The sequence below is a fragment of the Candidatus Liberimonas magnetica genome, assembly GCA_020523885.1.
In the GTDB taxonomy this organism is placed as follows: Bacteria; Elusimicrobiota; Endomicrobiia; order Endomicrobiales; family JAFGIL01; genus Liberimonas; species Liberimonas magnetica.
The window spans coordinates 55,222-67,429 of sequence record JAJAPY010000008.1 but is presented as its reverse complement, the minus strand read 5'-3'; the positions used below and the strand labels follow the sequence as shown (position 1 = coordinate 67,429).

15 protein-coding genes are annotated in these 12,208 nt (G+C 39.6%); 6 read left to right on the top strand and 9 right to left on the bottom strand.

What is annotated here, in order from left to right; translation table 11 throughout:
* Window positions 1-2 precede the first annotated feature (2 nt).
* On the bottom strand, window positions 3-209 hold the full coding sequence (locus LHV68_08090; protein ID MCB4791832.1) for a hypothetical protein: 207 nt from the start codon (window positions 207-209) through the stop codon (window positions 3-5).
* Window positions 210-221: 12 nt separating this feature from the next.
* Window positions 222-854 carry a transcriptional repressor LexA gene (lexA, locus tag LHV68_08085; GenBank protein MCB4791831.1) on the bottom strand — a complete coding sequence of 211 codons (633 nt, stop codon included), beginning with the start codon at window positions 852-854 and terminating at the stop codon, window positions 222-224.
* Window positions 855-1,012: 158 nt separating this feature from the next.
* Here lexA and LHV68_08080 point away from each other — a divergent pair, with 158 nt between their 5' ends.
* The 5 genes from LHV68_08080 to LHV68_08060 all read left to right on the top strand — a co-directional run bounded on the left by LHV68_08080 (window position 1,013) and on the right by LHV68_08060 (window position 3,580).
* The gene (locus tag LHV68_08080) at window positions 1,013-1,249 is read left to right on the top strand and encodes a hypothetical protein (protein MCB4791830.1); all 237 of its coding nucleotides are present in this window, start codon (window positions 1,013-1,015) and stop codon (window positions 1,247-1,249) included.
* 183 nt (window positions 1,250-1,432) lie between these two features.
* Window positions 1,433-1,648, top strand: coding sequence for a hypothetical protein (locus LHV68_08075; protein ID MCB4791829.1), 216 nt, complete (start codon window positions 1,433-1,435; stop codon window positions 1,646-1,648).
* Window positions 1,645-2,472, top strand: coding sequence for a metallophosphoesterase (locus LHV68_08070; protein MCB4791828.1), 828 nt, complete (start codon window positions 1,645-1,647; stop codon window positions 2,470-2,472). The genes LHV68_08075 and LHV68_08070 overlap by 4 nt, the downstream gene beginning before the upstream one ends.
* 85 nt (window positions 2,473-2,557) lie before the next feature.
* Complete coding sequence (locus LHV68_08065) at window positions 2,558-2,995, top strand: hypothetical protein (GenBank protein MCB4791827.1); 438 nt, start codon at window positions 2,558-2,560, stop codon at window positions 2,993-2,995.
* A 138-nt stretch (window positions 2,996-3,133) separates the two neighbouring features.
* Entirely contained in the window at window positions 3,134-3,580 is a 447-nt protein-coding gene (locus LHV68_08060; protein ID MCB4791826.1) for a hypothetical protein, read from the top strand.
* 337 nt (window positions 3,581-3,917) lie between these two features.
* Here the strand turns inward: LHV68_08060 and LHV68_08055 are convergent, their stop codons facing one another.
* The 7 genes from LHV68_08055 to LHV68_08025 all read right to left on the bottom strand — a co-directional run bounded on the left by LHV68_08055 (window position 3,918) and on the right by LHV68_08025 (window position 10,913).
* Window positions 3,918-4,910, bottom strand: a complete 993-nt coding sequence (locus LHV68_08055) for a hypothetical protein (protein MCB4791825.1) — start codon at window positions 4,908-4,910, stop codon at window positions 3,918-3,920.
* Between the two features lie 252 nt (window positions 4,911-5,162).
* On the bottom strand, window positions 5,163-5,738 hold the full coding sequence (locus LHV68_08050; protein ID MCB4791824.1) for a hypothetical protein: 576 nt from the start codon (window positions 5,736-5,738) through the stop codon (window positions 5,163-5,165).
* A 196-nt stretch (window positions 5,739-5,934) separates the two neighbouring features.
* On the bottom strand, window positions 5,935-7,980 hold the full coding sequence (locus tag LHV68_08045) for a T9SS type A sorting domain-containing protein (GenBank protein MCB4791823.1): 2,046 nt from the start codon (window positions 7,978-7,980) through the stop codon (window positions 5,935-5,937).
* Window positions 7,981-8,111: 131 nt separating this feature from the next.
* Window positions 8,112-8,591 carry a lipocalin family protein gene (locus LHV68_08040; GenBank protein ID MCB4791822.1) on the bottom strand — a complete coding sequence of 160 codons (480 nt, stop codon included), beginning with the start codon at window positions 8,589-8,591 and terminating at the stop codon, window positions 8,112-8,114.
* 100 nt (window positions 8,592-8,691) lie between these two features.
* Window positions 8,692-9,768, bottom strand: a complete 1,077-nt coding sequence (locus LHV68_08035; GenBank protein ID MCB4791821.1) for a hypothetical protein — start codon at window positions 9,766-9,768, stop codon at window positions 8,692-8,694.
* Window positions 9,769-9,792: 24 nt separating this feature from the next.
* Window positions 9,793-10,149, bottom strand: coding sequence for a hypothetical protein (locus tag LHV68_08030; GenBank protein MCB4791820.1), 357 nt, complete (start codon window positions 10,147-10,149; stop codon window positions 9,793-9,795).
* 62 nt (window positions 10,150-10,211) lie between these two features.
* Window positions 10,212-10,913: a DNA alkylation repair protein gene (locus LHV68_08025; GenBank protein MCB4791819.1), complete on the bottom strand. Its 702-nt coding sequence runs from the start codon at window positions 10,911-10,913 to the stop codon at window positions 10,212-10,214.
* A gap of 117 nt (window positions 10,914-11,030) precedes the next feature.
* Here LHV68_08025 and LHV68_08020 point away from each other — a divergent pair, with 117 nt between their 5' ends.
* Window positions 11,031-12,203: a M23 family metallopeptidase gene (locus LHV68_08020; protein ID MCB4791818.1), complete on the top strand. Its 1,173-nt coding sequence runs from the start codon at window positions 11,031-11,033 to the stop codon at window positions 12,201-12,203.
* Window positions 12,204-12,208: the final 5 nt, after the last annotated feature.

Sequence of the window (12,208 nt, the reverse complement as noted above, 5' to 3'; positions counted from 1 at the left end):
ATCTACTGTTTTCCGATTATGTTGAATTTAGAAACAATTTTAATTGCTGCTTCTTCAGAAAAACCTACTTTAATTAGCTCATCATAATAGGCTTTTGATGCACTTGCAAGTTTTTCTAATGTTTTTTTCTTTTTTACTGTATCAAGCATAGCATTAATCATCTTTATCGATGTATCTACGCTTTCTTGCAGCTCTTCTTTAGTAAACATAATTCCAACCTCCTAAATTTTTCTAATAACTCCTTTAAGCTTGCCTACTATTGATATATTCTTTTCTCCATTTTTTATTAATAAAGGTTTCATTAAATTGTTTTCGGGCACTAATCGCATTGTATCCTTATAAATAAAAACTCTTTTCAGGGTTGCTTCATCATCAATTAGTACAGCGCCAATCTCGCCTCTTTCTAAAGCCGCTTGCTTATGTATTATTGCGAAGTCGCCGTTAAATATACCGGCATTTATCATACTGTCGCCTTTTACTTTCAGCGCAAATAGAGATTCAGCATTCCCAAATAAAGATTTGTCCACTGATATGTTATATTCAATGTTTTCCTGAGCAAGTATAGGGGTTCCAGCAGAGATATGACCGACAACCGGGATAGAGGACGAATCAATGTTCTCCTGTTTTCGTTCTTTCTCAGCAACGATCTCAATACCCCTGGAAATATATGGATGCCTTAAAATATAGCCTTTCCTTGCCAACATATTTAAATGATCCTGAGCAGCAGTCGGAGACTTAAAACCAAAGTAAACCTGGACTTCCTTAACGGAAGGTGGAAATCCTTTAGAATTTATGGATTCTTTTATAAAACCCAATATTTCTTGCTGACGATTCGTAAGTTCTTGCTTTTCCATTGCAAATATATTATACTGTATGTATATACAGTTTGTCAAGCAATGCGGACATAACACTTAGGTGTATATAACAGCATATAACAACTTGGTGTTATATGGCAAAGAATCATACTCATTAAAATGAGTATTTACTCGGGAAATCGAGCACATAAGGCATTATGGAAACTAAATATTTTTCATTTCAAGGCAAGAAATTAAAACTTTACAAAGTAAGGGGCGATTATTACGCCATTGATATTGATGTGGCCGAATTCTTTGGAGTTGATAAAAAATATCTGCTTTTTACTGCTTCCAAACATAAAGCGAAGTACCTAAAAAACGATAAAATTGTTTTAAATAAAAAAGAAGTCGCAGATATCTTCAGCAAACGGGAAATAACCGGAAAAAACAACTAAAAGATTTATGGTTTCAACCAATTAGGCATCATTTCTTTATCTTTTGATTTAAGAAAAAACCGTATTGCATCAAAAATATCAATAGAAATAGTCAAGGAAGAATCAAAAGTATTTAAAGAGATGCGAGAGATACTCAATGCCTCAGAAAAAATAAAGAAATTGCAGCGGTATTATACCCGCCTAATGGTTAAATTAGAGCTTACCCGAAATAAAGTACCCAAAGAAACCTTAAATACTTATGAAAATCTCTTTGAGGATATTAATACAGTGCTTACAAATATCCGCGAAATTGCTTCTTCTATCGAACCTGAAGTAATCAAGGTAAATAACCTTTTAGAAGGGCTGCCAGAAGATATGCGAAATATCCTTTTTAATCCGGCAGGGGATGAAAAATCATGAAAATAATCTATACGACAGACCTGCATGGCAATGCATGGAAGTACAAACAGCTTGTTAAAGCAGCCTCAGAATACAAACCCGATATTGTCATAAACGGCGGGGATATGCTGACCAATGACAATAACCTTCATAGGCAAAAGGAATATATACTTTTTAATCTATCTGAGCACTTTAAAGTATTTAACGAAATGAAGATATACTATCTTTGTTACCCGGGCAATGATGATTTAATGGCTTTTGACAATGTTTTTGAAGAGACATGCAACAAATACCTTTTTGTAAAATACCTTGCTCAAAAGAAGATTAAGATTGGAGACTATGATTTTATCGGAATGAACTTTTGTGTCGACTTTCCGTTCTTACTTAAGGATCGCTGCCGGAAAGATGACAAGGATTATAAAATCGGGTTTCAGAAAGGTGAAGGTGTTTTCTCAAGAGAAAATGGCTTTGAAGATATACCTGACTGGAAAATATATGTTGAAAAGCTTCCTACCATAGAAGAAGAACTTGAGCGCCTTGAAAAACCGGCAGATTACTTAAAAGCAGTATATGTAATGCACATGCCTCCGGCCGATCTCGGGCTCGATGTCTGTTCAAATGGTGAAAAGGTGGGTTCTAAAGCCATTTATCGCTTTATAAAACAAAACCAGCCCATGCTAACTTTACACGGACATATTCATGAATCTCCTGTTATGTCAGAAACATGGAAAACAAAACTTGGGGAAACTGTCTGCGTTCAGCCTGGGCAGGGCGATCATATGGGAGATTTTGTGTATATAACGGTAAATTTAGAAAAAATGAACATAGAAAGAAAAACTATATAAAAATACAATGCAAAATACTTTCATACTATATGAATAATTGCATTATAATGCCCAATCAGCTCATGTTTTTTCTTATTATATGAAAATGAATAAACTACTTACTATCGACCAATTTCGCAATACGTTTTCAAGCTGGAAAACAGTTCCTGATGATGATATTTATAATATTGCAAAGAAATTATCTGAATCTGCCGTTCCTTCAGAGACAAAACCCGATATCTTCTGGGAATATCTTTACACGCCTTTAAAAAAAGGAAAAGGTATTGTTCTTTTTCCTTTTAGTATGTCCGAATATAATAACCGATATTTTTGTTTCCTTGGACAACATGGCAGGCTGGATATCGAAAAGGGAACTTCATTTTATAATGACATATACACCTTTTTGAAAAGCGCTTTAGAGTTCACTCATTCTAATAACTTTAACCCCGATTATATTGAAAAACACGTTCCATATATATTTCGTACAGGTAAGATACTCGGTAAGTATGCATTAGAGGGAATTCTTCCAAGAAAAGAAAAGTAAAGAATATTGTCAGAATATAGCAACTACCAGAAAAATGTTCTTCCTATAGAAGGATGTTCCTTAAATGAATATCTAAACAGTTGTGCAACCTGTTATAGAGCAATTTTCCCAAAAGAAAGAGGAAATACGCCTCTCCAAATGTATAAAGCTCATGCTGATAGACGTGATGGATATATGCTTGATATCAAGGATTTTGATAGCCGTAAGGAATTTGAGCAATGGTATCACAGTGAAAAATGGTCAGGATCGCATCCATTTGAAATATTATTCCATTTTCAATCTATAGGAATCACTTTATTTCCGCCATACAATAAGGAACAAAAATATATACTTAACGTTTCTCAAGATGACTATATCCCTTATTTTCTCAAAATGCTGGAAAGCCTTATAGATACTAATACGCCTTTCATTGCATGGAAACTAAATGATATATTAGATTATATTTGCGGCGAGACTGATTTTACTGTGAACCAGGGCGGCGACCGGGATTTATCATATTATGGCGACAAATTCGACAAGAAAAAGTATTTTAAACATATTAAATGGGATAAGCTGCGCTTCCTTAAACACGCGAAAAACCCATAAAAAGGCAATGTCACTATTCTTTAGAATTTGTTAGGGAATGCCAACTTTGATTGGAATATTTTTTCTTAACAAAAAAGGAGTGTCAACTTATGTCGTCGAAAGAGCTTGTAACCCAGTGCCATCATTCTTTGTGCCTTACAAAATGTCGATTAAAGTAAAAGCTGCGACTTTTATAGTATAAGTTACGACCTTTTTAAGGTATAAGCTACGCCCCTTTTCTTTAGATCTTCAATGATTATATTATATTGGTAAGTCTTTATCAATTTGGAAAAATGAAAAAAATAAGTGACCACTAAGCAAAGTAAAGCAGGGTCAAGGGTGAAATGTTTAGGCCCCCTTACTGTTTAAAAAACTGTGAGGGCCCGTATTTAGGGAGGTTTCCGTGGAATTGGCTTTCCGGATGTGATTCGGGAGTTATTCTCCGGGTGTATCCGGGATGGCTTGTTATAAAATGCTTCACTACATAGCTGTCGCTCTGTCCGCTGAATTCAGGATAACTCTGCCTTATTACCCTTGCGATCGGCCAATTGGGCACCTTCATTGCATCAGAACTCGTGTCAGTATTGTTAGATGCAGCCGGGTCGGAATCACTAGGCCTTATTCCTGTAATAGAAATCATTTCGTTTTCTTTAAGCTGTGATTGCGGAGGTGTATATGGGGCGTTATTGTCGCTTTCCTGTTCGGTTTTGCCGGGCATAGACGGGCCCGATATCAACACTGAATAACGGGGCTCCTCTTCATCGGAATCCCGGGAGTCGTCTTCCTCGAATATCAGATGAACTACACGCGACTCGGCAAACTTGTTCATCGCGATAAGAACATTTTTCTTGAGGTCCATTAGTTTTTTTACTTCGAAGAAATTATCAGTTGTCTCGTCATTAGAAGTGATAAAATAGTCTTTTGAATCTATGAGCAGCAAGTGTGTGGCACTCTTAATCTGCCCAGGCTCAAGATTCGATGAGGTTGCGCCGTCCATGGAGAGCTTCATCTCGTTATATGTTTCGTCAAGAGTGGTACGGTCTACTACGCTGAAGTTCGGGAACTTTGAAAAGGCCTCCAAGAGAAGATATTTTTCAGTCTCTACTATTGTCTTCGGGTCCGTCTCGCACCCGTAGTCCTCTGGAGTTTCATCTTCTGGGAGGCCTTTAAAAGAACTTTTGTAGCTCACCCTCACGCAGACCGTGTCCCCATGTTCAAGCATCTTTCTGATAGAGGAGTAAACATTATTGACGTGCGCAGTATCGGAAGAGAGCTTTATCCTGCCTCCGGCACAGCCGTAAAGGGTCAACGATACGATAATTAATAAAATCCCAGCGATTTTTTGTTTCATACTTAAAATATAATACATTATGCGTTATAAATCAAGACCCCTTAAGTTCTCCGCACCCTGTCCCAGGCAGGTGAAATGAAATGCGGATGGAAAGAAATAAATATTAATATGATGCTATAGTTATCGTTAATGACTCAAGTCTGACACCGATATTTTCAGGATTTCTTTAATACAGCTTGTCCTGTATGGTCCCGCATGGATGGAAATGGGTTCCTGTGCAGCTGGGCAATGCTCGTTGGCACCGGTTTCTTGTCAGGGCAGCATTACTTTATGTTCGCGCCGGCCGAAGGAGCTATCTTTTATCGATTTAACAAAATCTTTATTGATTTTTTTAAATGCTTCGGTTATGCTTGCCTTATTTTTAAAACGTTTATACAGGTAAAATAAAAAGTGCTCAATTTCATAGTATGGAAATAAATATTCATCGCCGTTTGTGTTATTGTATAAATAATAGTAGCTTTTAATTGACTGATCGAGTTTTTCTTTCCATTTCAATCCGGATATTTCATCAAAACTATACCGCAGCAGGTTCAATAATTCTTTTTCAGGGTGGCTTTGCGGGTCAAAATCGCATATATTGGTAATTCCGTATTTTTCAGGATAAAGGTAAATTTTAGAGTTGTTTTCCAGGTAAAATACGTTATAGTAGACCGTATCTAGATGTTTTCTGTTCTCATTTAAAAATTCCGCAGTTAACTCAACATCCTGCTGGGTCTCATAAGGAAAACCGCATATAGTTTCAAGCCCTGTCCAAATCCCGGCTTCGTGTGTCCAGCGGAGGGTATCTTTTAACCGTTTAAAGGATATCCTCTTGTCGATATAACCCAATAAAGATGGGCTTGCAGTTTTGTCGGATTAGCTTTTTTAGATTTGAAATAGCCTTGGTTGTCATTCCTGCGAAAGCAGGAATCCATAGCGGCACAAGTTTTAACTGCTGGATACCCGCTTTCGCGGGTATGACACCTAATTTGGACAGCAATGATTTAATATAACAAATCAACTAACTCCCCCTTTTCTCTTTCTTTTATTTGACTATAGCGAATTTTCCTTTTTGTACTGATTTGCAGTCTGAAGCTGTATAAATATAAATACCGCTTGCTGCCTTTCTGTCATTTTCATTTTTTAAATCCCATTTTAGATGATCATAGCCGCCGTTGTTTTTCAGTGTTCTAACAAGCTCGCCGGCGATATTATATATTTTTATTTCCGTATTATTACTGATCCTTGCAAAAGTAACAGTGTCGCTGTCACTTTTGCAAGGTGATGGGTATACATAAACCTTGCTGAGGTTTTCTGCTGCCGGAGCACCCATCAGAATAAAAACTGAAAAATGGTTGAGACCGGCCGTTACCTGATTATTAGCCGGGTCCACACTGCTTCCTGCGGTTTTTTGCCACCGGTTGTTTGCCAGGGTATATATTTCCAAAGTATTTTCATTGATCTCTGGATCTGTACCGTCAATTATACCGTCGTTATCCGTATCAGGATAAGGCAGGGTAAGAGCGGCGTTTTGGTTAAATACGGCGTTAATGACCGTTCCTGTAGAGTTTAAAACCTTTATTTCAACGATGCTTTGGCCTAGCCTGTTTAAAGTTTTATCAAGCTCATCCGACTGGTTTGCCAGATCGATGCTTTGGCTTGAAGGCGAGGTTGAAATTTCAAGATAATAGTTTCCCGTGATGCTTTCGGCAGGCAGCTTTACTTTAACCTTACCGGCCGGTGTATCTATCTCCTTTATTGTACCGCTTGAATCATAGACATAACTCTGCCCTTGAGCCGTTGCATAACAAACGACCGGAGTGGTAGTAAGAAACCCTATCTTTTTAACTACAGGCACATTTTGCAGATCTACTGTATATTCCCTGGTATATGTATTGGAATCAAATGATATGTCAAACGAATATTCTCCGTTTGCATCCGTTGTTCCCGAAGATATCGTTTTGCCGGAGCTAAGAAGCGTTACAGCTGCCCCCGGGACAGGGGTGCCATCCAGTTTCCTGAGCTTCAAGGGATACGTCCGCAAAATACTACCTTTAACCCAGCTGACCTTTGCTATATCCTGCGGAGATACGATTTCCACATCGCCTTTGATCGTTCCGGTTGCGCAGGCGACAATCACTTCCTGCGAAGTTATTTTTGAATTCCGGAATATAAAATCAAAATACCCGCCTACCCCAACAGTACTTCCGTAAATAACTTGATGGAAACCGGGCTTGTCAATAAATTGCAGGGTATATTTTATATCGCTGTTTATGATTTCCGCCCGCCTGCACCCATAACAATTCATGCTTATTAAAGTACAGCTGCTTGCTATCACATCTGCAAAATCGTATGGATGGACCATGGCACGCGAATTGGTTATTTCAGCCTTTGTCCCTAGAAATTCAGGCTTAAAACCGTCTTCAAAATCAGTATTAATGAGATGTACGTCATAGGGAAGAGTCAGGCCTGTGATATGCTGGCTGAGCGTGAAATTATCAATATGCCCATTAGGCAGGTCAAATACTTTTATGCGTTCTTTTGTAGGCGGGTACCTTGTCCATATAAGCGATATGTTAGAATCTTTTATGGTAACATCCCTCTGTGTACACCAGTCAAAACAAAACTGCAATCCTATTGTAATAATTGAACCTTCGATATTAAGTTTTCCTCCGGCCATGGAAACAGAATAATTTACAATCCCTTTCTTGTAAAGCCCGCTAAATTCTATTGTTTCTTTTTTTGTATCGGTCAGGAAAAATACAAAAATACCTACCGTACTGCTCTTTATTTCAAAATCCGAACCCGGAAGCCAGTATATGAATGCGACGGTTGATGAACTGATCTTTGTTGCAGTGGAAATAACAAGCGTTGAATTATGGAGGACAAACCTCGCACCCTTTTCCACCGTCAAATCGCCGTTTACCTGGAACGTTTTATTTTCCACCAGGTATTCTTGCCCTGTGGAAACTGTTAAACTGCCTTCATGAACTTCGTTGCTGGCAAAAGCCTTATTTGCAAATAAGAAGAAAATAGTAAGAGCAAACAACGGGGAAATAACGTTTTTTGGTAATTTTTGAGCTGGGTTCATGGTTTATATTAGAAACTGAATTCCACATTCATGAGCCTTCGCACAAAGCTTCGACGCACACGTCCCCAATTTCTTTAATGGGGCTTGTCCTCCGTAGTCCCGCTTTGCGGGACGAAGGAGGGATTTTATTCTCATGAATTAATATTCCTTGACTGGTCTACAAAAACTAATTTGCCGGTGTTGAAACCTTTATCCGATGCAAATCGAATAAGCTGTTCAAGCTGCTGTTTGTCCATTTGAGGTGTACGGGAAAGTATCCATAGATAATTGAACTTCGAGCCGCAAACAAGCGCCCACGAATATGATACTTTATCAAGGGCAATTATTTTATATTGTGCATAGAACGGCCAGAAAAACCTTATTTTTAGGTCTGCAACATCCTGAACACCTGCAAATCTGGCATAGCCGAGAGTATTTTCCCGCTGCTGTTTTTTCATATCATACCCGGAATTTATGACAACTATCCTGCCTTTTTCTCCGAATTTGTATTCTGCGGTAATATCAGTCAGGTCTTTTTCAAAGAAGTTAGGAAGCCGGGCGATCTCATACCATTTGCCAAGATACTTCGAGGTCTCAAAACCGCTTACCGGTTCTATCATATTTTTCGTCATACATACCCCGGGTTAAAACTATTTATTGAGAGATTTAATATAGCTTTATACTCCCGACCAGCCTTCTTTTTCGCCAAGGTTTTAAAGAACGGGGATTTCTCTATTCCTGAGAGCTGTTCGGGGTTAGTTTTCTTATAAGATTATTGCCCGTGTCGGCAATATAGACATTGCCGGAAGTGTCTACCGCAACTCCTAACGGTGCGCGAAGCTGCGTAGATGATACATCTCTTCCTGCATCTCCGTTCCCGGCTATCGTTGTTATCACGCCAAATATATCTACTTTTCTAATACGGTCGTTTAAAGTGTCGGCTATATAGACGTTCCTGTGCTCGTCAACTGCTACGCCACAAGGGCTGTTAAGCTGGGCTGAAGTTGCAGTACCGCCGTCTCCCTGAAAACCTGTTTTCCCGTTGCCGGCCACAGTTGTTATTTGCTTGTACTTATCGATCTTTCTTATGCGGTTATTTAATGTGTCTGCTATAAATATATTCCCTAACCTGTCTACAGCTACTGCTGAAGGTTGGTTCAGCCGGGCGGCAGCTGCTTTCCCGCCGTCTCCGGAATAGCCTGCGGTCCCTGTTCCGGCTACAGCACTTATAATGCCTAAACTATCGATTTTCCTTATACAGTTATTCGCTGTATCAGCTACATAAAGATCGCCTGAAAGGCCGGCCGCGACACACAAAGGAAAGCTAAGTACTGCGGACACCGCAGACCCGCCGTTTCCCTGTTCAACCCCGGTGCCTCCGGCTATAGTAGTTATATTGCCTGTGCCGTCTACTTTTCTTATCCTGTTATTCGCCGTGTCTGCTATATAAACATTCCCGTATGCATCAACCGTTACTCCTGAGGGGTCATTGAGGCTGGCTGAGGCCGCTGAATTGAAGTCTCCTGAAAACTCTTTTGTTCCGTTTCCTGCTATAGTAGTTACTAAGCCAGAGGAGTCGATTGTTCTTATACGCTGGTTCCAGGTGTCTGCGATATAGATATTCCCGTAAGTATCAAGAGCGATACCCGCAGGGTGGTTGAACCGGGCAAAAGATGCATTATTTCCGTCCCCTAAAAGAGTGCCCCCTCCTGCCAGAATTGAAATGAAATAATCCTCACAGAACGCCGTGCCTATAGAAAGAAACACCCACACGACCAAGAAACCCGTCAATTTAGGTAATTTACTCATTAATTTTGACCTTTGTTATCATAATTATTGGTTCTGGATAGTGATGATGTCCAGGTATTTACCGGATTTTTCTCCCGATATCATTACTTTGATCGAACTTTCAGTATTTTTTAAGTATGCCCTGGTTTTTGCAGTGGCTTTCTTGGATAAAGGGATAAGTTTGCCTTCGTCTGTATAGACAGCGTACCCGCTCTCATAACAGGCAGGCGTAAGAGCGCATTCTTTCGTATGCTTGGCAGCACAGCCAGGGAGGTCTTTTTGGTTAAGCTTTATGCACACATTGTCCAGGATATACCCTTTTACCGTAATGGGTTTTGATTTGGCAAAACCGATGCCGGCAAACAAAAAAAACATCAAGCTAACAACAATAAACTTTTTCATGTTGAATTCTCTCCTTAGCCCTTTTTTGCCAAGCTAGCTTTTGATGAGCAAAGCAGAGGGGCTTATTTTGTCATATAGAATAATTTTTTGTCCTTAGCGAACTTTTCTATCGCATAGCGGAGCATTGTCCGGGGCATTGTTTTATAATACTTTTTTAAAAATGATTCTTCAACTTTTATATCCCTTTTTCCCAGTTCCCTCAGCATCCAGCCTACAGCTTTATGTATAAGGTCATGCTTGTCATGGAGCAGTATAGCAGATATCTTAAGAGCATCTTTGAACTCTCTATTCCTGATAAAATAAAACGATGAAAGGACCGCTATCCGTTTTGCCCACAGGTTTTTTGAACGGGCAAAGTTGTATAAGAGGCTTTTGTCTTTGTTAAAAAAATAATGGCCCAGGATAGAAGGCGCTGAGAGGTCCACCAGGTCCCAGTTATTTATCCCTTTTTTGTTCTTTATATAAAACTCTGCTATTTTTTTTCTGTTTGCTTCACCGGATCTTTTATAATTTTCTACGAGTATCAACAATGCAACAAGCCTGTGCTCGTGGATACCGCTTGAAAGGAGTTTTTTTAAACCCGCCGTTCCAAGATCAAGGTATTTTTTATACACTATTCTTTGTTCAGGCAGCGTGATACCAAGGAAAACATCTCCCTCGCCGTACTCGCCTTTGCCGGTTTTAAAAAAACTGGATAATAATTTAGCTTTCCCAGGGTTTTTCAGACCTTCCAGTTCTTTTATCAATTCATAATATCTATTCATATAATTTTTTATTTATATATATTATTATATTATTAAGAGAAGATATAGTCAATTTATCCTGAACGTTCTAATAAAATTGTTAAATCGTAAAAAATCTGCTAAAATACTGAAATATTTATGGTCAAATTTGTCAAATATTTAAATCTCTTTCTTTTAATATCAGTATTCATTCTTTCCGGCTGCAAAAACCCTGAACCGGTACAAGTAAAAACACCTGTAAAATCCTTTAATTTAAAAGCCGGAGACACACTGGGCCAGAGCCTGAAATCTGCAAACCTGCCCCAGCAAGAAAACGATAAGATAATTTCGAGCCTTTCAAAGGTATTTAACCCCAGGTATTGTAAAGCAGGGGACAAGTATGAAGTTGAAACCGACACTTCAAACAACTGGTCAAGGTTCACCTATAAACCTTCGGGCTTGAATTTTTACATAGTTGAAAAAAGCTCGAGTGGAGTTATAAGTTCGGCTAAAAAGACTAAGGAAATCGTTCACAAAACATATACTACACAGGGGGCCATCAAAACATCTTTGTGGGAATCAATGATAGCAAAAGGGATCGACCCGGAATTGATAGTAAGCTTTGCCGAGGTCTTTTCCTGGCAGATAGACTTCCTGACCGAGCCGCGGGTCGGTGACATCTATAAAGCCGTCTGGCAAAGAGAAGAGACTGGCGACGGGACTATAATCAAGGATACTATCACCGGTGCGCAGTACATATCAAGGGGCAGGACTTATACGGCGATATATTTCCTTTACCCGGACGGTAAAAGCGATTATTACAGTATAAAGGGCGACTCTCTGCGCAGGGCATTCCTGCGTGCTCCTCTCCAGTACAGGCGCATAAGCTCCTTTTTTACAGGACGGAGGTATCATCCCATCTTAAAAATATTCAGGCCTCATCTTGGCATCGATTATGCAGCGCCTGCAGGCACGCCCGTATCGTCGGTAGGTGACGGGCATGTGGTATTTAGAGCCAGGGAAGGCGGTTTCGGCAACCTCGTGAGGGTCCGTCATCCGAACGGCTACGAATCCTATTACGGCCACCTTTCCCATTTTGAAAGAAGCCTGCGGCTCGGAGAAAGTGTCAGGCAGGGGCAGGTTGTCGGGTATGTGGGCGCCACAGGGCTTGCTACCGGGCCGCACCTTGACTTCAGGATGAAAAAAGACGGGAGCTTCATGAACTTTATGACAATGAAATTCCCTGTGGTTAAAAGCATCGAGGCCAAATATAAGGATGATTTTACCAAAACGGCAAAAACAGCTCTCTCTGAACTGGCACGCATACATTGACAATT